Source organism: Thalassobacterium maritimum, from assembly GCF_031127805.1.
Taxonomy (GTDB): Bacteria; Verrucomicrobiota; Verrucomicrobiia; order Opitutales; family Coraliomargaritaceae; genus Thalassobacterium; species Thalassobacterium maritimum.
The window spans coordinates 51,869-73,329 of sequence record NZ_JARXHW010000015.1; the positions used below are offsets into that span (position 1 = coordinate 51,869).

Here is a 21,461-nt window from a genome sequence, read left to right on the forward strand (position 1 = left end):
ATGAAACGTATAATACTCCCGATCTTTGCCCTCGCTGTGGGCTCACAATTCCTCTCTGCCAAAGTGCCGGCGCAAGAAGCCTCGCCGAATCAGCCGCAAAAAAAGGATGTCAGTTTCGAATACCGTTTTGCGGATGAATTGCAGCAAACGCCCGATTCGATTGCGCGTCAGGAACAGTGGTTCCGCGATGCTAAGTTCGGGGCATTCATTCACTTCGGAGTCTACTCGGCCCTCGCAGGCGAATACAACGGTGTGGTTCCCGGATTTCGTTATTCCGAGTGGATTCAGGTTTCGGCCAAAATGTCCGCCGACGAATATCACGAAGTGGCCAAGACCTTTAACCCCGTCGACTTTGACGCCGATGCCTGGGCCAAAACGTTTAAGGATTCCGGCATTCAGTATGTTGTGATCACCTCGAAGCATCACGACGGCTTCGCCCTGTTTGACTCCATGGTGAGCGATTACAACGTGGTCGATTACACGCCCTTCAAGCGCGACATTATCAAGGAATTGAGTGAAGCCTGCCACCGTCAGGGGCTGAAGTTTGGGGTGTATTATTCGCATGCGCAGGACTGGGATGAGCCGGATGCGCCTTATTTAAATACACGCACCAAGCGCAGCATTTTACATCCGGAACTGCCGGAAGATTTCGAGCCTGACTTCGATCGTTACATTATGAGTAAGAGCTTGCCGCAGGTCGAGGAGTTGATGAAAAACTACGAGATCGACCTGATCTGGTTCGACACCCCCGTCGAGATGACTTTTGAGCGCGCGAAACTATTCAGCGACGTGGTGCGCAAGTATCGCCCCAACTGCTTGATCAACTCGCGCATCATTCATCGTGGCAAAGGTAAGATCCTGCAGGAGAACCTGGAGCTCTTCGATTATGTTTCGATCGGTGATAAAGAAGTGCCCACCAAGAAGCTGCCGCTCTACGTCGAGTCGCCGGACAGTGTGAGCACATCCTTCGGTTATAAGGCCAAGGGCAATCACCACTACCACACGGAAGTCGAAATGATTCATCGCCTCGTGCATACCGTCTGCGCCGGCGGGAATTCGCTACTCAACAACGGACCCATGGGCAATGGTCAACTCGATCCAGAAGCGGTGCGTCTCTATGGGGTGATTGGCGATTGGCTCAAAGTGAACGGTGAATCGATCTACCGCACCCGCCGCAACCCCTTGCCGGAGCGTCCGGAGTGGGGCGACATTTCCGTGAGCAAGGATGGGCAGACACTTTATCTACACGTGCTGGAATGGCCTGAAGCCGGAAGCATCGAATTGGAAGACCTGCCCGCAGCAGTCTCGGCAGCCTCGTTTCTGGCCAACGGTGAAGCAGTCAAATACACGCAGACGGGAGCGCAGTTAGAACTTATGTTGCCTAAAGCCGCATTGAATCCCTACGATACTGTGATCCAGTTGTCTTTGAACACTGCTTTGTAATTCCCATCCCCCATCTCTATGAAATTGAAACATACCCTCCGTGCTTCATTGCTCTTACTCGCCTGCGCTTGGCCCGTGTGCTCGCAGGCCGCAGATAAGCCCAATGTCATTATCGTCATTACCGATGATCAAGGTTATGGCGATTTGGGCTTTACCGGCAACCCGGCCGTCAAGACGCCGCACATCGACCAGCTGCGTAGTGAGGGCACACTGCTGAACGATTTTCACGTCGACCCAACCTGTGCGCCGACGCGTTCTGCTTTGATGACGGGGCGCTATTCCGCGCGGGTCGGGGTCTGGCACACGGTGCAGGGGCGCAACATGCTGCGCCGCCGCGAAGTGACGATGGCCGACATCTTTGCCGACAACGGCTATGCGACCGGGCTCTTTGGCAAATGGCACCTCGGCGATGTCTATCCCTACCGTCCGGAAGATCGCGGCTTTCAGCAGGCGGTTTACCACCAAGCAGGTGGCGTGGGGCAGGCGCCTGATTACTGGGGCAACGATTACTTCGACGATACCTATATCGTGAATGGAAAACCGCAGCGCTTCGAAGGCTTTTGCACCGATGTGTGGTTTGGGGAAGGGATGAAGTTTATCCAAGCCAACAAAGATAAGCCCTTCTTCGCCTATATTTCGACCAACGCCCCCCATAAGCCTTTGTATGCGCCACTTGAATACAGCGAGCCCTACGAGGGCGATCCCCGTGTGCCGCATCCGGAACTCTATGGGATGATTACCAACATCGACGACAACGTCGCCAAGCTGATGCAAATGCTCGAAGACGAAGGCTTGGCTGAAAACACGATTCTCGTATTTATGACCGATAATGGCACCGCCGCCGGTCTGGATGGTGGTCGCGGCTACGACGGCGGGATGCGCGGTGAGAAAAACTCGGAATACGACGGCGGACACCGCGTGCCTTTCATTCTACGTTGGCCAGCCGGGGGGATCGAGGCGGGCAAGTCAGTCGAGCGGCTGACCGCACACTTTGACATCTTGCCGACCTTTATCGATCTGATCGGTTTGGACGCGCCCGCCATCGACTTCGACGGCACCAGCTTGCGCGAGCTGCTCTATGGCGATGATTCGGACTGGCCGGAGCGTGCGCTGGTCGTGGAATCACAGCGGGTGGTTGACCCGATTAAATGGCGCAAGAGCGCGGTGATGACCGACGAGTGGCGCCTGGTCAATGGCACCGAGTTGTATCAGATCGAAGCCGACCCGAAGCAGCAGAACGATGTATCCGCTGACTATCCCGAAGTTTTTAAGCGCATGCGGGCGGAATACGATCACTTTTGGGACGACGTTTCCCGCGAGCACGATTTGACCAGCTATATGGTGATCGGCGCCGACGAAGCCCCCATCGTTACGCTCTCTTCGCACGACTGGCTGCTCGATCAATTGCCGCCCTGGAATCAAACACACATCATCCGTGGTGACGTGGCCGTGGAGTCCTTTTGGGCGATTGAGGTGGAGCAAACAGGCGAATATGAGATTTCGCTGCGCCGTTGGCCGGTCGAAGCCGACAAGGGCATCAATGACGGCAGCTACGGTAAAGCCTACAACTATCAAAAAGCCCGGTTACGCATCGGAGATATTGATGTGACGAAAGACATACCCGCCGGCGCGAAGGAAGTGAGCTTTAAGGTTCATTTGGAGCAGGGCGTCACAAAACTGGCTCCCGTATTCATCGGCCCGGATATGTCGGCGACACCGTATTATGCCTATGTGACGCACCAGCCCAAGCCAGGCTGGCAGACTCCGGCCGGCATGGGCATCCCCGTCTATGATCCGTCTTACGGTCGAGTGCCGCCGCAAAATTTGATTCGAGATATCCAGCCCTAGAGCAGTTCCAGAGAGGGGCGTTCTGCCTATAATTTCGAAAAAATTTACTCAGGCTGTTTCGGGGAAACTCACGCATACACGTTATTGAGCTTTTGTTCGGCTGTTTGTAGACTGCGCACACTATTTCTTTTATAAATAGTGTTCTAAAACTCTTATTTTACCCCAGTCTATAAAGTGATTAATACTAATCATCGTAATTTGTCCCCCATGTTTCAAAAGCGCCCTTCTCGAGTGGCGATGCCGATGCATGGGTTCGCATTAGTGATCGCATTGGGCCTAATGTCGTTCGTGGTTTTGTTGCTGCTGTCCATTTCAGCTTTGCTGCGTATTGAAGTGGCGGGTGCGGACAAGTCGCTACAGCGTATGAAGGCCGAACAAGTTGCCTTGCTCTCCTTAAATTTGGCTGTTGGCAAATTGCAGGGAACGGCTGGTGCCGACACCAGAGTGACTGCTCCGGCAAATACACTCTCGGGGAACCCGGATACCACGCCTCAATTGACAGGTGTTTGGCGTTCGTGGGAGGGATTAGACCATGATAAATCGGATGCTGGGAAGCCACTCGCGCCTAATTACTCGATCAAAAGCGAGGACTATAGCGAGGATAATCCCGAGCAAGGCCGTTTTCTTGGCTGGCTCGTTTCTGGAAGTGAGGGAGGCAACTCGGCTGATGTGCCACCCACATTGAGTGAGTCTGCAGTCACCGTGCCTCTACTAGGAAAAGGTACTGTGGGGCAGGATGCTTCCGAGGCCGACTATGCCATCGAGAATGAAGTGCATTTGGTGCCTACAAATATTGAAGATGAGGGGGCGCAGGGTGCTGCGTATGCGTGGTGGATTCAGGGGCTCAACACCAAAGCTTTAATTAAGCAGGCTGAGCCGCTGCCTGATGCGGATGAATTAGAGCTATGGGCGAATCGTCAAAATTCCAATGCTCACTACGATTCGGAGGTATTTGGCATTCCGGATAGTGATGAACTAAATCGTGTCGTTACATTTTCCTCATTCAAGCTACTCGATGCATCCGGCTCGACCGATGTGGGCGAAATTGCGCAGCAAAATTATCATTCACTGACGCATTATTCCAGAGGCTTGCTGACCAATGCCGCGACGGGAGGTTGGAAGCGCGACCTCTCGCTTTTCGGTGAAAAATGGCAGACTTTAGACCATAATTTCATCAATTCTAATCCCGACTATCGGGTGCCTTGGGGCACGCCTGTCTCTGGTTCGGGAGAGGGCGCAGGGGAAGACGAGAGTATTTTTTCAACCTTCAATCTGGCCCCCGGAGAGAGCAATGAGGCGGCCCTAAAATGGGATGTTTCTGGCAACAGTGCTTTAATTTACGGTTGGGGGACGGATCAACAAGTATCGATGACTTGGAACAGTCTTGCTGACTTTGCATCGCTGTACAAAAACCTTCAACAGGATGCGAATGGGAATCCTTATTATAATTTCTACAATTCATTAAATACCAGTTCTCGCGCGACGGGCGAAAGATTTTCTATTATTGAGCCTATGATCGTGCGCTGGCAAACGATACTTAGTTTGGCATCTCAGGCCGTTACAGAAGAGGACGAGACTACCTATGTTCCGCTGGTGGGAGTTAGTCCCAGTGTGACTTACTACAATCCTTATAATGTGACGATCGATTCCACAGGCTATTATGAGGATACTTTACAGATCGATAAGGGGGAATTTCCGATTAAGCTAACTTTCGAAATCGATGAGAAAACGATAGTGCCATGGCGGCTGCCCTTACTCATGGGAATGAATACCGTTAAGAATAATCAGAATCGATGGAATGTGAGACCCATGATCTCCAGCCTCGCTGATCAGAAATGGAAACCGGGGGAGTCGAGGATTCTTGGTCGACCTAATATCAGTGGTGTGGTCAGCGGTACGAGTAACGTTAATATTCGTTCGGGTATGTCGGATGTGCCGTATTTTACCAAGCTGCGCAACAGTCTGCAAGATAAGACACAGATGCCTGAGAATGGGTATGAGGGGACGGGGACCTATGAAGTTAAGTGGGAGCGTTATGCGCACTCTGGAAGTGCACCAGGTTGGCTGCGAACTGACAAATCGAGAGTTTCGACGACTAGAAGCCTGCCTTTTCACGTGTCTGCCGACGCAGACGAAATTAATGAAAAATCACCTATTAATCTGACTGCGGATGAGAGAGCTGTCAGTGTCACTTTGAATTCTGTCAACTATGATGAAGAGAAGTTTGAACCTTTTTTGTCGATGGCCCTGACGAAGCGGAACTTGTTTGATACTTATGCGGCGAGTAAAGGGTACGTGAACAATAAATTAATTTTATCCCCTGTCATATTGACCTCTGGCGAGGGGATTGAGAAGTCCTCTTATGAATGGAAAATTGATCGTTTGAATGGGCAGGTCGATCCGAACATTTTAAATTATAATGATGATCTGAGTGCGGGAACTGATGTCAGTGCTTTTGTCGGCACCTCTTTCGCATCGGAAAGTGGACTTGCCCGCTGGGTGACGGCGGAGTTGCCGATACAACCCTTACTCTCAATTTGCGAATTACAGCATTTCGATCCGGCATATATTAGCCCTGATGTCCCCCGGGTGGCCAATGCCTTGGGCAATAGCCATGCGACTCCTTTCATTCAGAAGAATGAAATTCAGATAGCTGGCCAGGATGGCTACGATCATAGCTATGTCTTTAACCATATCATGTTTGATGATTGGTTCGTATCTTCCATCTCACCTGAATTGGAACCGTTTTCGGCCAATATCGTTGCGGGGCGTGAAATTGACGCGGTGTTGAAAGACTTTCTGACGGGGGAGGGAGAATTGAAGAATACAGCTTATGTGCCCGCATTCTTATTAACCGAAGAGGCCGCGGAAGAATATGTCGAAGGTACTTATAAAAATTCAGCCAATTCATGGGCCAGTGTCGCAGCGGATCTGGAAGTGAAAGGGATGTTCAATGTCAACTCGACCTCCGTGGATGCCTGGAAAGCGTTACTACGTAATGTTAAAGACGGGCGGGTGCCGCACCAAACAGTTGATACTGAAAACCTCGGAAGTTGGGAAATGGATTTGGGCCCTGAATACGCCGATGCCCCTGTGTCGCGGACCAGCGTGACGGGCGATGAGTTCTCCTCTGGTAACGATGCACAGTTGCTGGCACAGCCCTTGGAGTGGACGGATACACAGTTGGATGCCTTGGCGGAGGAGATTGTGAAGCAAGTGAAGTTGAGAGGTCCATTTTTATCCTTGTCAGAATTTATCAACCGTCAGCTCTCGAACGATGATGACTTGGCGCTGGCCGGCGCTGTGGAATCGGCTTTGATGGCCTTGGCGGACTATGGAGTGGGCGACAGTAAAAATCCCTACAGTGAAATTCTTTCAGTATTCCCAGTGGATGAGATGGAGTCGTACATCGATCAAGATGGAGTGGAAGTGCAATATCCCAAATATCTAGCTCGTCAGTTCTCGGATCATGAGAGTTATTACGAATTCCCTAAAGCGGCGGAAGGGCATGTGGCCTATGGCACGCCTGGTTGGACGCGCCAAGCCGATATTTTGCGGCCCATCGCACCGGTTTTGAGCGTGCGTGACGATAGCTTTACGGTGCGCAGTTATGGAGCCACCAAGGATCTGCGCGGCAATATTGTTGCCGAAGCTTGGTGCGAAGCTATTGTTAAAAGAACGGCGGAGTATGTGGACCCCAGCAATGAGAAGGATGATTTTGTAGACTTGAGCGATGTGAATGAGGCCTTTGGGCGCAAATTTGAGATTGTTGCATTTCGTTGGTTAACCGAAGATGAGCTCTAGCGGAATATTAGATACATTATGAAAACTTTGCTTAGTTTACTGTTTCTGTTGTGTGCGTGCTTACCCTTGCAAGGACGTGTAGGGCGGATTTTGTATTACAATAAACCTGCGAATGCACCGGATCGGGTTTACTTGTATGTCGACGGTCAGTTTCACAGTGAGGTTGACTTGCCTAGCTTTCAGTTTGGTCAGGATATTGAATTTGAGCAAGGGCGCGGCGTCCTGAAACTCATCTTCTCTCCTCGATTATTGGAAGAAGGAGAGCCGCTTCCGGAAGGTTTGCCCTCTGTAAATGTTCGCAAGGGCTGGGAGAAGTTTTTAATCGTAGTCGTTGAGAGCCAGAAGAGCTCCTTACTACCGATTAAGCCCATCGTTATTAACGCGAATGAGAAGCATTTCGGTAATGGGGATTTTCTATTTATGAATTTGACCCCCAATCTGCTAGGAGGGACCTTTGGTGAGGAACAGATCCGAGTGGCCCCGCGTAAAATGCATGTCGCTAAAATGGCGGCCTACCAAGGAGAGTTTCTTGATGTCAAGCTGGACTATGTCAGGCCTGACGGTCAAAAGAAACGGCGTTGGATGATTTATCAAGGCTGGCGAATTTTGCCGGACCGCAGAACCCTGGTCTTCTGCTATGTGCCTGAGGGGCGTAAAACGATGAAGTACTTTGCGACGCAGGTGAAGAATATGTGAATGAAGAATCGGGCATTGGGGCAGGTTTTTTGCCGGCTCTGGAGCGATTGATATTATGAGAACTTTAATTTATTGGTCATTATTTTTATGTGTATCTTTGTCGTCGCAAGCGACAGTCGCTCGAATACTGTATTACAATCCACAAGAGACGGCACCTTCGACCATCTATATGTATGTCGAGAATCAATTGCTGGGAGAGGTGAATGCGGCGCTGGATTTTGGTGACGACGTAAACTTGGATACCAGCGGTGAAACGATCGAAGTGGTTTTCTCGCCGACGCAGATTGTTGAGGGAGCCAAACTCGCAAGTGGCTTGCCCACGGTTACTGTGCAGCAGGATTGGGAAAAATGCCTGATCGTCGTTGTTGAAGCGGCTGGGAATGAGCGCTTGCCGGTGGAGGCTTATGCGGTGAATGCAGACGCGCATTTCTTTGGACAGAGTGATTTTCTCTTTATTAATGGCAGTCCAAATCGTCTGCTGGGCACCTTTGGTGAGAAGCAAATTGAAGTGAACTCTCAGGATTTAAATGTCGTTCAGATGGCGGCGCATCGTGGTGAGTTTTTAGATGTTAAAATCGATTATATTCGACCAGACGAGGATGGTAAGCGGCGTTGGATGATTCAGCAAGGTTGGCGGGTGATGGCAGATAGAAGAACAGTGGTGCTCTCTTATCAACCTGCGGGACGTACTAATATGAAATATTTCGCTGTGCAGCTTAAGGACTTTTAGTCAGAGCTCTGTGCGGTTTAATGCATTGCCCCATCCAGCATCGTTCATTTATTCTGTGTCCATGTTTCGATGTTTTTTGTGCCTCGCTTTATTGATGAGTGCTTGCGCTTCAGTGGTGTTCGCAGGCGGCCGTTCGATTGCTGAATTAGAAACGCGAAAGGCGGAGATTGAGCAGGAGCTAGAGTTGTTATCTCGACCCAGTTTACGCGGAGGGACCGGGGCGATTGGTTTTCACTCTTTCCCTTACTCGGAGTCGGAGAATGCCTTCTGGCTTAAGGTCGATTTAAAGGAAACGCATCGCATACACGAGGTGGTGCTGATCCCGGTGCTCTGGCGTGATATGGAAGAGGGTTTTCGTGAGGATGCCCTCCCTGATGAGTTGCAAGTCTATGCAGGGACCGAAGACGACCCCATAGGAGTGCTGGTGGCCGAATATCGGACTCCTGTTGGCAGGTCGCCTGGCATCACTCCGATTGTGTTGCCTGTCGAAGAGACGGAAGCCTCGTGGGTGCGGATTGAAGGCCCACGACTCTCTCGTCGCTTATTTGACAATCAATATGTTTTTCAGATGTCCGAAATAGCCGTTTTCAGCGGAGGGGTCAATGTGGCCTTGCGCAAGCCGGTCACCACTTCGCTCAAAACCGCGCGCGATCCGTCCGGAGCTTGGGATATTTCTTTTCTGGTCGATGGGATTACGCCCTACATCATGAACTCTGCCCGCGGAAAGCAGAGCGTGGGCTATCTGGGTGATTTCGGCGCTACGCCCGAATTGTATCTAGACATGGAAGAGCCGCAGACGATTACGGAGATTCATCTGCATGCGGTGGAGCAGAGTAACACGGTGCCACAGGCTTTTATCGGGGATTTGGGGATTCCCCGAGAATTTAGGATAGAAGGTTCGGAGACACGGGATTTTGAGAATCCGGTGGTCTTGCTGTATTGTCATTTTTCCGGCATTTCGCAGATGGGGCCGATCATGATGTGGCATATTCCTCCGACCCAGTGTCGCTACGTGCGCATTGTAACGCTTGAGTCCGCTTCTTCCGAGTTGGCACATGGACGGGAGACGCGGATCGGTTTTTCTGAGGTGGAGTTGATCGCCGATGGCGTAAATGTCGCCGAGGGCAAAGAGGTCTGGACTGAACCAGTTATGCGCAGCCGGCGCAGTCCAGGAGCACTCACTGATGGGCATAATTATTACGGTCAAATTCTGCCCACCCGAGCTTGGCTGCAGGAATTGGCACTGCGTTTTGATCTGGAGACGGAGCTAGCTGCTTTGAGGCAGGAGTTAAGTCGAAAGTATTCACGCCAAGAACAATTACTCTTTTGGATGCGCTGGGGCTTAGTGGTGGCCTGTTTTGCGGTAGTCTTTATCGTATTTTACAGTCGTACTTTACGCATTCGGCATGAGGCGCGGGTGCGTGAGCGCATCGCTGCCAATCTGCATGATGAGCTCGGTGCTAATTTGCATGCAATCGGGATGTGGAGCGACATCGCCCAAGAATCTGTGGATGCGCCGGATTCATTGCGGGAGAGCCTACAGCGAATTCGGGGATTGACGGAGCGCACGGGGGCTTCTGCACGCCTGTGTTCTAACATGCTTGAGGCCGAAGGTGTTTGTGAAGATCTGGTCGATGAGATGAAGCGCGAAGCTTCGCGCTTGCTGGCCGATATTCGTTATGAGCTCAAGTTTGAGGGAGAGGCTGCGATCAACCGCCTGTCGCGTCGTCAGAGGATTGATATCTTTTTATTTTTTAAGGAGTCGTTGACCAATATCATTCGGCACGGGCAGGCTACGGGCGCTCTTATCGTATTGTCGGTGGCTAAGCGCGATGTGACGTTGACCATAGCGGACGATGGCTGTGGACTGAGTGGTGGCTTACCCAATTCTTTACAACGACGTGCCAAGTTGATGCGTGCCAAAGCTGGTGTGGAGCATCCGGAGGAGGGGGGCACTCTAGTCTGGCTTAAGCTGAAGGCTCGCTAAAAAATTACATCCAATAGATAATATGATTATGAAAATGCCGATAAGAGTGATGCTGGTCGAGGACAATGAAGAGTATCGCGATGTCATCAAATTTGCCTTAAACCGTGAAGAAGACCTCGAGCTGTTTAGTCAGTTCGGCACTGCAGAAATGGCGATCAGCAGCATCGGTAAAATACGCTCCAAGCTGTTTCCGCAGGTCATCTTGCTGGATATGCGTTTGCCGGGGATGAGTGGCTTGGAGGCGATCCCTCACTTTCAAGAGTGCTTGCCAGAGGTTAAGATCATCATTCTCACACAGTCGGATGCGGAAGCCGATGTGGTGCGGGCCATTGCTTTGGGGGCGTCTGGATATTTACTCAAGTCGGCGACCGTGCAGCAGGTCAACGAAGCGATTCGAACCGTGATGCAGGGAGGGGCCTCGCTGGATCCCAAGGTAGCTGCCTACATCGTCAAAAGTCTGCGTGAGCGCCCCGTGCCGACTTCCTCCAAAAAACTATTGTCCGACCGGGAGACACAGGTGCTGGAGTTGTTGGCAGATGGTTTGCAAAAACGTGAAATCGCGGAGCAACTGCATATCAGTTATCCGACCGTTGATGCGCATGTGCGGCATATCTATGAGAAGCTGGATGTTCGAAATGCGCCCTCAGCGGTGAGGACGGCTTATCGGATGGGGATTTTCGATTCAGACGAGTGGATCTAGCCTTGGCTTCTGTATCATTCTAGGCCTATGGCCGCCTCTCGTGAGCAGGTTTTGATACCGAATCGTGGTAGAGAATGTGACGCAGTATAGTGTATATAAGCGATAGTTTCCTGTCGTGGAAATGATATATTGAAGTGCTATTATGCTTCGACCTGTGCTATGTGCCTAGTCGTTTCATTTAACGATACTAGCCCCATATATTTTCATCGCTGAATTGCCTACGGTCCGTATGGCACTTCGGCTGCTCCCATGACATGATTTACCCCTTAAAACGCATTGCTGCAATTTATTGCTTGTTTGCTTTCGTGTGGATCGCAGTGGCATCAGCAGCGCCAAGAAATGAATCGTTGGCGGGGCAAATACAGCGTGCCAAGGCTTTGATTGGCAGTCAGCAGCTTGTTAAGGCGCGTCCGCTGCTACAAAGTTTACGAAAGAATCCCGATGTGGATAAGGGCGTTCACCCCACACTCGACTTCCATATCGCACTTTCCTACGTATTTGAGTATTTCCAGACGGATACACCGGCCGCCTTGCAGGAGGCGATTCAGCGTTTCACTGTTTTTACCAAGACTTATCCGAAGCACACGCTGGCTCCTGTGGCGCGTTACAACCTGGCGGATTTGCAAGCGGCCTCCAAAGAGTTTAAAGCCGCGCTTCAAACTTACATAACACTCTATCGCAATCCGGTGCCGGGCATTGAGCGTGACGAGGTGCTGCGGAAAATTATTTTAATCTATATTCTAGAGAATCAGTGGGTAGCTGGCATCCCTTACTTCGAAGATGGCATGCGCTCTGCGGAGTCCTCGCAAGACCGCGTCACCTATGCCGCCTATTTGTTGATAGCAAAAGCAAAGCAAGGGAATGTCAGTGATTCCCGGCAGTATCTTGAATTCTTTAATAGCTCCGCGCCAGTCTTTTATACGCCCCGTTTCAATGCATCGTTAATGGAGATCGGTGACCAGTTAAAGTCAGAAGGAGACTTGGCGAGCGCCAGTTTGTTCTATCGCTTTGTACGGCCCTATGAGGCGCTGGAGAGCGGTTTGAGCCATTATATCGAAAGCTTGCAGCGCGAGGTCGCGCGCTACGTGGGCAATGTGGTGTTGCGAAATTTCTACCAGCAAAAGAAGACTGAGTTAGACAACGCGCAGGCCGACCTCGCTGCCTTGAAAGCGTCGACAAACTACACGCCACTCCTTAACTGGCGCATTGCCAGCGTATACATGGATATGGGGCGCGATTGGGAAGCTTATTGGCGTTTTCGGGTGATGGTCGACACGTATCCCCAGCACGAGTTCGCCGAAGATATTCTTTTCTTCTCCTTATCGCTGGCGCGTCAACTGGGGCTGCGTGAGGAGGCCGGTAAATTATCGGAGCGTTATTTAGGAAGCAATAGCTACGAGAAATATCGTGGCACAGTCGCCGATGCGCTCTCCACTGATTATCTTGAATACGATGAGTTTGAGGAAATTTACCAACTGACACGCTGGTATCTTGAAGGAAATGCCAACGATGCGGCAGCGTCTTTGCTTCTCTTCAAACATGGTATGGCGCGTTTGACGCGTTTTGAGACGCGTGAGCTCGTTGAGGATTTTCAATATTTTAAGGAGCGCTATGATCGCAGCAAAAGTGCGTTGGTTATCAATTATTTCTTAGGAATTGGACAGCTCAGTGAGGAGAATCACCAAGCCGCGTTGGAGCTGTTCGAAGAGGTGATTGCCGACCCCAATACCCGCTTCCGTGCGGATGCGAGCTTTCGCAAGGCACTGTGCGTGATGGGCTTGGATCGGCTCGTCGAGGCGAGAGATCTGATCCTCGATTTTGTGGCGAAATATCCCGACAATCCGTTGCGTGCGCAGGCCGAGCTTGTGTTGGGCAACTTGGTGCATCTACTCGGCGATGTTGAGTCGGCTCTAGGGCATTATTACCAGATTGAGCCGCATACGGATGATCCGGGATTGCTCGCTTCCGGGGAAATGAAGGTTGCTCAAATTTTCTTCGACCGCAGGGAAGAGGAGGCTGCGATCGCTCGCTTGCAGAAATTCATTGATGCCTACTCGCAAGAGCCGGAAGTGATACCAGTGGTGGTCGCATTGTCGGACTTCTACGACCAACTCGATCAACCGAGGCGGGCATTGAACAGTATCCAACAACCGCTTGATCAATTCTTTGATATGACTACGGTCGATGAACTGGACAGTCTGCTAGTCGACTATCTGATCAAGGATCGCGCCTTGCGTGTGATGCGCGAGAAGACCGATGCTTTTTTGCAGGAAATCTCTCAATCGCCGGAATTGCTTAGAGATTTGGTCGGTGACCGCGCGAAACAATACCGCTTTTTCAAAGAAAACTCGCAAATAGATGCTTTGGTGAAATATCGCTTCGTGCGGGACGATGTATTTCGTACTGCCATTCTGGACTACTATAAGCAATGGGACGCGGCAGCTGCCGAGCAGGCGGCCTTGCAGAATGAATCGATTGAGGGAAAGGCTGAGCCCGAACCGAAGCCTTATCCGGTGGTTGAGCATGCCGTGTTGGAAGAGTTGAAGGCTGAAATTCGAGAGCTCAATCAAACCATCCCGCAGCAAACTGCCGATGATTGGCTGGAAAATCGTCTGGTTCGTGCCAGCGCGGCGGATAACTTACCCTTGGTTGTGCGCATCGAAGCCGCACTTGCGGCGACGCAAGAACCTAAGCTCCAGCCACGTCCGGAGCTGGTGCGCCTGATTGAAAACGAAGCGATTTGGTCAGAGATCGGGCCCGCAGGCCAGCTGTGGATTCTCACTGTAATCAGCGAGAGTCGTCCCGGGCAAGCGGCGGGTATTCTGGAACTTGCTAAAGCCGACTTCATGAATACCAGCGTCGAGCTGGATATGCACGTCCTGTTGGCAAAGACCTATCAAAGGCTCGGTCAAATTGAAAATGCGATCGAACGTTACAAGATATTGATCAAACGCTTTGCCGCCGCAGACGAATCCTGCGAGGCAGCCTTAACGATCGGTCGCCTGGAGATTGAACGGGAGAACTTTGAGGCTGCGCGCAAACAGTTGGAGATGATCCTTTATCAAAATCAATGGCGGGGGCTACGCCACGGGCAAGCCTTGCTATGGATCGGTCGTGCGTATGCAGCTGAGGCTAAGTTTTCGGAGGCACATGGTTTCTTTGAGCGCATTATGCTCGGTTACCCAGGCTTTAACGAATTATTGGGCATCGCCTACTACGAAGATATACTCGCATTGAAGCAAATGGGGGAGATGTCCAGTGCACAGACAGTCTACGAAGCTTTTAATATGACGCCCGGTTTGGAAGATACGGAAGCGGCTGCTTTAATCAGAAAGGAATTCGAATGAGACGAGCTTGGCATTTTGGAATTGGAGCGCTCTGTATCCTGGTCAGTGTGCTGCCTATAGCGCACCTATCTGCGCAGGTCGGCGACTATCAGGAGCCGGACTTTAGCGAGGCAGCACCAGTCCGGATGGAAATTCTTCAAAACGGTGGCGAACGTAGACTGGGCGCGCGCTTCGTGCGGCCATCCTCCACCGGAGTCGAGATCGAGATGTTGGATGGGGATGGCGCAATCATCGTCGGTTGGGATCACATGGATCAGTTTACCATCAACATTCCGATGACGGAAGAACTGGAACGCGCGCTTTCGCATCAGAGTCCGCAGAAGCGTGTCGAGCTATTGGAAGGGCAGGTTTGGCCACTCTTGCCGCTGGCTAGCATACGATCTGAATCGACGAACGTGCACATTCTTATAAATGCTTACATCGAGGCGGTCATTCAGTCTGAGGATTGGTTGCGCGGCTATAAGATGTCTCAATACATGGCCTTGAACCGTAGTCCCGGCGAAACGGTGCGCCACCTCTATACAGTTGCCGAGAAGTTATTTACGATCGATGAACAGGAAAAAGCGCTGCGCTTGCTCGATCAATTGACCGCCGCGCGCCCGGCGCAGGAGTTGCGTGTTTTGGGGTGGAGCGTGGCCGCACGCATGCTGGATATGCGCCTTTTCGAACCATCGCGTCGCGTTTTTCAAACGATTGCAGACGCAACTGAAGGCCTGCGTCGCAAAGAAGCTTTGCTACATTGTAGTTATCTCAGCCTGGAGCTGGGCGAGCCTGAAGTGGGCGAAGACTTTCTGAAGCAGGCGCAGTTCATTTTTGAAGAGAATGGACAAACGGTCGGGATGGAGGATTTGTGCGCCGGTGTGCAGGCCTTTCAGAGCGGTGAAACAGACCAATCGCTGAACCATCTGAGTCGTGCAATGGCTTTTTTGCCAGCCACCAGCCGCATCCAACAACCCGTGCTCTACTATATTTATCTCTGCTATTGGAATCAGCAAAAAGCGGAAATCGCACAGAATATACTCGATGAAATGGATCTGATTTTTCCCGACGGCGCTTACCTGGCGACTTTGAACACAACCACCACTACTGAAAATTGATATGCACCTAATGACACGAACACGAACGAAGGTCGCCTTCATGGCAGTGCTCTACCTTGTATTTACCGCCTTTGCGTTGGCTCAAACTGAAGAGTCCGCAGCTGCGGCGGCAGGCACGACCGAGCGGAGCTTTCTAGAAATGATCGCCCAAGGCGGGTGGGCGATGTACCCGCTCGGCTTTCTATCGATCTCCGCTCTGGCGCTGACGGTCTATAATTTTATCGCGCTGCGACCGAAGGATTTTTTCAACGACGAAATCGCGACCGAACTTGGTGGTAAGTTAGGGGATCTGGATATCGCAGCTGCCAAAGAGCTCTGTATCGAAAACCCATCCCCTTTGACGCGTATTGTAAATCACGGTTTGGATTCGGTGCGTGGGGGGCAGATTGATACAGACCTGTTTCGCCAACGCCTCGAAGCCGGTTCAGGCAAAGAGCTAGCGCAGCCATTTGTGGTGATCAACTACCTATCCATCATCGCCTCTATTTCCCCCATGCTGGGGCTGTTGGGCACAGTTTCCGGTATGGTGAAAGCCTTTAGTTCGATCGCCACAGTGGGTATGGGCCAGCCTGACCTCTTGGCAGGTAACATTTCGGAAGCTCTGATCACCACGGCGACTGGCATGATGGTCGGTATCCCCACCATGTTCTTCTTTTTCTATTTTAAGAATCAATATGGCAAACTGGTTGCGGATATGACGATGTATTTAGACGACATGTATGGTGATCTGGTGCACGGCTTACGTGGGCAAGCCTCGCAGGCACAACCGGCGCGCTCGCTGCCGCAGGCACCGCGCAAGCCTAGTCAATAAATTAAATTTCAGCTGTTCGCATAATGAGCCTGCAAGTTTATAAAGTGCCGCAAGAAGGGGAGGGCTTTGATCTCACGCCGATGATTGACGTGGTCTTCTTGCTCATCGTCTTTTTTATGACGGTCGCCAGCATGTTGGCTGCGGAAAAGATCGATATGAATTTGGCTGTGGCCGAAGAGTCGGCTATTCCTAAAGCCATCAAAGAGCGCGCCACCTTTTCTGTTTTGCCAGATGGCTCCTATTACTCGGGTGCCAAGCAGATTAGCGAATCACAACTCAATGCCGAGATGGAGCGCTTGGTTGAATTGAGTCCTAAGATTAAGATCGTCGTCCGCGCCGATAAAATGGCAGAGCACCGGCACGTCAATAAGTTGCTCTCCATCTGCGCGCAGAACGGCATCAACGATATTATTTTCGCCACTTATCAAAGCGACCTCTAGCTAGTATGAAAGCCTCGGATATATTTGAAAGCGCGGGCAAGCCCGACCTGACACCCATGATTGATGTGGTCTTCTTGATGCTCGTCTTTTTCATGGTGACGACGGAGTTGGTCAAACAAGAGGCCGATTTGGGCATTCAGCTGCCCTCGCAGGCTGCGCCAACCTCCACGCCGGAGCTGCCCTCGAAGCATACGATCGATATACTCCCGGATGGCACCGTATTGCTCAACGGGGGCGACTTGGGAGAGGATCCCTACGGCGATCTATCCGGACTTACCAGTATGCTAGCCGGATTAAAGGCCTCGGCGGACCGCTTGCAGAAGCAAACCATCGTGACCATTCAGGCAGATGCGTTTTCTCCTCACTATCGTTCGATTGATGTACTCAATGCCTGCTCCAGAGCTAAGTTGAAGTATGTGTCCTTTAGTCAAATGTAGACACTGTCCGTCTTTAAAAAACTCATTGCCTTATATATTATGTCCTCGGAGAGCAGCAGTCCACTTCCGCATAACCAGAACGAACTGGGCAAGACTCTACGCAGGCCCAAAAAGCGTGGCGCGGTCTTTATCGTGATTGTCGTTAGTGTGGGCGTGCACTTACTTGGCTTGGGGATCTTTGGCGTGATTAAAATCGTTGAGACGATCTCGCCTCCGCCGGAGTTTGAAGCACCTCCCGTGGTCGAGGTGGAGACGCCACCACCGCCGCCACCACCGCCGCCCGCGACGCGACGCAGCACAAAAAGCCTGCCCCGGCCACAGCCACTAGCTGCTCAGAATCCGCAAAATGTGTCGGTGCCTGCCATCGTGATGCAGGAGTCGGATTTGTCCTTTGGTCGTGGCATGGGCGGCGGCCTCGGTGATCTCGGCGGCGGGATCATGGATCGTGTGGATATCAGCTTCTTTGGCATTGAAGGAGGGAACAATGTGGTGGTTCTTTTTGACCGCACCGGTTCCGGTATGGGGATTTTCAAACGCACCCGCGAAGAATTGCAGAAGACAGTGGAATCTATGAAAGCGACGTCCGACGCTCGACTCGCAGTGATTTACTTTGGTGGTAAAGAAGGAGGGCATCAAGGCATCAGTCGAAATGGCAGTGATCCGACGCGGCATGACTTCTGGTGGCCTAAAGGTGTACGTAGTAATAATTGGATACAGCCGGGGCAGGGGGAGGCCGAGTCGCTACTCGATGAACTCAATGCGATTCCGAACCTCACGGGCAAACTTGCACGCTTTGTTTCCAGCGACGCGCGTGATGTGAAACGCGGCAAGGCGTATTTCGTATTGGGTACAAATTATTGGGGCGCGCTGGAAAACGCTTATAAATTGGATCCGCCACCGGATACGATTTATCTGATGGTGGAGCCAGATGTCGCTTTTACCAATCCCGGAGTGGTGCAAAAGTCTATCGCCGCTTGGAAGAAATACGGCGTCGAACGTCCCGAAGGCACGAAAGTTATCTTCGTTGTCGGCAAGCCAGCCAAAAAAGTTAAAAACAAACCTGCGCTCGCGCAGATGGTCAATTTTATGAATGGTGGAGGGCTCAGCCCAGCGGAAATTCAGAAGCTGATTGTTTACGATTAAGCCTTTAGGCTGTCCTTATCATAGGTCGCAGATTCATGCGTATGCAGGATATGCGGAGCGCTGTATTTAGTCTATTATATAGTGGTTCAATGGGGTGCGCCGAGCGCTCCCCGCCCTCTGTTTATGAAGCTCTTTCCATTACTGCTGTCCTGTATTGCTGTGCCTTGCCCGCGTCTGCTGGTGAACGGCCCAATATCATCTACATGATGGCGGATGATGGGTATACCGCGTGCGAAGCGAGAGCGGGCGGAAGACTCATATTGAGAACCTTAATCAAAACTATTCAGCATGATAAAAAAAATATTTAGAGCGCAGCTTATTAGCGCTTCACTGATGATTGCATCTTTTCAAACAGCATCCGCTGTGGGGGTATCTGAGTTTTATGAGTCTCAAGTTCCTGGAGACTATATTCTTGAGGCCGAGAAAGGCTCATGGACTTGGGGCATGGCACCCATATACGATGAGGCGGGGCGGCTGCATGTTTTCAATTCAGTGATTCCTGAAGATGGATCTTGGATCAAGCACAGCAAGATCGTGCATTGGGTCGCTGATAGTATCGAGGGCCCCTATACGCTCTTGGGCGACGTCTTTGCCAGCGAGGAAGCGAGTTACCACAACCCACAAATCTCTAAAGTTGGAGATACGTATGTATTGGTTTATTTGTTGAATCGTCATTCAGATGGCAACGGTTCGCGTCAAGAAGTCGGGATCGCGACCGCCAAGTCTTTGAACGGCCCTTGGACGGAAAGCCCGCACAATCCAGTAATCGCCGCGTCGGGGAAAATGGGCGGATATAACATTGTCCATGCCTCGAATCCTAGTTTCGTAGTGACTCCAGAGGGGCAGTATCGTATTTATTTTAAGTCGATGATCGATCAGTTGCCGATCAAGCAGGCATTCCGTGAAATCTCTTTTGCAGTCAGCGAGCAGATTGAAGGCCCTTATGTTAACTATGAAGGGAATCCGGTCATCTCCTACGTCGACGAGCAAGTGGACATCGAAGATCCCTACGCATTCTATTATAAGGGCATGTATTATATGATTGTCGAGGATCGGCGCGGTGTGAAAAACATGCTGGAGGGCAATCCGATTCCGCAGGAAAAAATCAAGAACGGCGGTTATCGTCCCGGTCTTATCTATCAATCCGTGGATGGCATTGATTGGGGACGCCCGATGGTCGGCTACAAAACCAATGAAAGCTACTTTGGCGATCCATTGGCGCGCAGCGAGCGTCCGAGCATCCTGTGGAAAGATGGCGAGCCCGAATATCTCTTCCTCTCCTGTCATGACGACAAGCCTTCGGCCGGTTACTATATTAAGATTGATGCGTGGACGGGCGAATCGATGTCACAATAGTTAGTGAGCGAATTTTAGAAATTTACAGCCCAATACCTTATAGTGGTGATAGACGAGCACGGTCGCTTTCTGTTACAGTTAATCTAGCCAACATTGCCCATCTGCACATTTGCAAGCCAATTCCCCTTTTATGAAAGTTACAAAGACCATCGCGTTCACGCTCTCTCTTATGACCTCTTTGAGCGGCACGATTGCCCACGGCTCAAGTCTCAGTGAGTTGAAGGCCTCGAAGCCAAACATCATATTTGTCATCACAGATGACCAAGGCATGGGTGACCTGTCCTGCATGGGGAACGAAGTGGTGCAGACACCGCATATTGACCGTTTTCATGACAAGGCGCTGCGCTTCACCGATTTTCAGGTCAGCCCGACTTGTGCGCCTACCCGTGCTGCGTTGATGAGTGGGCGTGTGCCCTTTAAAAATGGTGTCACACATACCATCTTTCAGCGCGAACGCATGGCGCTGGATACCTATACCTTTCCACAAGCCTTGCAGTCGGCAGGCTATGCCACTGGGCTCTTTGGGAAATGGCACCTTGGGGACGAAGACGAATATCTGCCCGGCAGTCGTGGCTTCGACGAAGTGTTGATGCATGGTGCGGGTGGCATTGGCCAGGTCCAATACGGCGATTTTCCACCCAATGGTGAAAACACTTACTTCGACAATGTTTTGCTCCACAACGACACTATTGTTCAAACTGAAGGCTTCTGCACAGATATTTTCTTCGATGCTGGACTCGCTTGGATTCGTCGTCAGCACGAGGCCGAGAAGCCTTATTTTGCCTATATCTCGCTCAATGCTCCACACGGTCCATTGATCGCGCCGGAAAAATACAAAAAACGCTTCCTCGATTTAGGCTATGATGCGGGCACTGCTGGCCGCTATGGTATGGTCGAGAATATTGACGACAACTTTGGAAAAATGATGACCCAACTCGAAGAGTGGGGTGCCTTGGACAACACACTGGTTATTTTCATGACTGATAATGGAGCCACTCATTTGAATGGCAAACTGAACGGTCAAAAGATTAAGCACTACAACGCAAACCTGAAAGGCGGAAAGAATTCGCCGCACGAAGGCGGCACCCATGTTCCCGCTTTCTGGCAGTGGCAGGGGGTGCTCGCTGAAGGTGTGGATGTCGATGGGCTGACCGCTCACATTGATCTCTATAAAACTTTTGTCGAACTGGCAGGGGCGGAGTTGCCCGATGATGTTCAGCAGCTGGATGGGCGTTCGCTCTTGCTACTGCTTGAAAATCCGCAAGCAGACTGGGCTGATCGGGAGCTTTTCTTCCACTGCGGCCGCTGGAATCCGGGCAAACTGGATAGCGCAAAATACGTAAAGTGTGCCGTGCGCAGCGAGCGTTGGCGCTTAGTCAATAACAAGGAGCTCTACGATATTGAGGCAGACCCTTTTCAGCAGAATGATGTTGCGCAATCCTACCCGGAAGTGGTGCAGCAGTTGAGTCAGTCCTATGACAAGTGGTGGGCCTCCGTGCAGCCATATATGGTCAATGAGAATCTGCCCAAGTTGCGTGAAAATGAATTCCCTCTGAATATTCGCTACTATCAGCAGCTTAAGGAAACGGGCATCCCCACATGGGCGCCCGAGTCGTATTAAT

General features: G+C 51.3%; 15 protein-coding genes. All 15 read left to right on the plus strand.

Features of this window, described 5'->3' with window-relative positions; translation table 11 throughout:
• Positions 1-1,443, plus strand: coding sequence for an alpha-L-fucosidase (locus QEH52_RS08410; protein WP_308949689.1), 1,443 nt, complete (start codon positions 1-3; stop codon positions 1,441-1,443).
• A gap of 18 nt (positions 1,444-1,461) precedes the next feature.
• Entirely contained in the window at positions 1,462-3,291 is a 1,830-nt protein-coding gene (locus QEH52_RS08415) for an arylsulfatase (protein WP_308949690.1), read from the plus strand.
• Between the two features lie 207 nt (positions 3,292-3,498).
• A complete protein-coding gene (locus tag QEH52_RS08420; protein ID WP_308949691.1) occupies positions 3,499-7,095 on the plus strand; it encodes a hypothetical protein in 3,597 nt (1,198 codons plus the stop codon).
• 18 nt (positions 7,096-7,113) lie between these two features.
• Positions 7,114-7,791 (plus strand): hypothetical protein, encoded by a 678-nt coding sequence (locus QEH52_RS08425; protein WP_308949693.1) that lies wholly within the window; start codon positions 7,114-7,116, stop codon positions 7,789-7,791.
• 55 nt (positions 7,792-7,846) lie between these two features.
• Positions 7,847-8,521 (plus strand): hypothetical protein, encoded by a 675-nt coding sequence (locus tag QEH52_RS08430; RefSeq protein WP_308949694.1) that lies wholly within the window; start codon positions 7,847-7,849, stop codon positions 8,519-8,521.
• Positions 8,522-8,615: 94 nt separating this feature from the next.
• Entirely contained in the window at positions 8,616-10,508 is a 1,893-nt protein-coding gene (locus QEH52_RS08435) for a sensor histidine kinase (RefSeq protein ID WP_308949697.1), read from the plus strand.
• Positions 10,509-10,536: 28 nt separating this feature from the next.
• Positions 10,537-11,208 (plus strand): response regulator, encoded by a 672-nt coding sequence (locus QEH52_RS08440; RefSeq protein WP_308949698.1) that lies wholly within the window; start codon positions 10,537-10,539, stop codon positions 11,206-11,208.
• 254 nt (positions 11,209-11,462) lie between these two features.
• The gene (locus QEH52_RS08445) at positions 11,463-14,555 is read left to right on the plus strand and encodes a tetratricopeptide repeat protein (RefSeq protein ID WP_308949700.1); all 3,093 of its coding nucleotides are present in this window, start codon (positions 11,463-11,465) and stop codon (positions 14,553-14,555) included.
• Positions 14,552-15,652 carry a hypothetical protein gene (locus QEH52_RS08450; protein ID WP_308949702.1) on the plus strand — a complete coding sequence of 367 codons (1,101 nt, stop codon included), beginning with the start codon at positions 14,552-14,554 and terminating at the stop codon, positions 15,650-15,652. Before QEH52_RS08445 ends, QEH52_RS08450 begins: the two co-directional genes overlap by 4 nt.
• Before the next feature lie 10 nt (positions 15,653-15,662).
• Complete coding sequence (locus QEH52_RS08455; RefSeq protein ID WP_308949703.1) at positions 15,663-16,463, plus strand: MotA/TolQ/ExbB proton channel family protein; 801 nt, start codon at positions 15,663-15,665, stop codon at positions 16,461-16,463.
• A gap of 23 nt (positions 16,464-16,486) precedes the next feature.
• Positions 16,487-16,903, plus strand: coding sequence for an ExbD/TolR family protein (locus tag QEH52_RS08460; protein ID WP_308949704.1), 417 nt, complete (start codon positions 16,487-16,489; stop codon positions 16,901-16,903).
• A 5-nt stretch (positions 16,904-16,908) separates the two neighbouring features.
• A complete protein-coding gene (locus tag QEH52_RS08465) occupies positions 16,909-17,340 on the plus strand; it encodes an ExbD/TolR family protein (RefSeq protein ID WP_308949706.1) in 432 nt (143 codons plus the stop codon).
• Between the two features lie 39 nt (positions 17,341-17,379).
• A complete protein-coding gene (locus QEH52_RS08470; protein WP_308949710.1) occupies positions 17,380-18,483 on the plus strand; it encodes a hypothetical protein in 1,104 nt (367 codons plus the stop codon).
• Between the two features lie 333 nt (positions 18,484-18,816).
• Positions 18,817-19,839 (plus strand): glycoside hydrolase family protein, encoded by a 1,023-nt coding sequence (locus QEH52_RS08475; RefSeq protein WP_308949711.1) that lies wholly within the window; start codon positions 18,817-18,819, stop codon positions 19,837-19,839.
• 130 nt (positions 19,840-19,969) lie between these two features.
• The gene (locus tag QEH52_RS08480) at positions 19,970-21,460 is read left to right on the plus strand and encodes an arylsulfatase (protein WP_308949713.1); all 1,491 of its coding nucleotides are present in this window, start codon (positions 19,970-19,972) and stop codon (positions 21,458-21,460) included.
• Position 21,461: the final 1 nt, after the last annotated feature.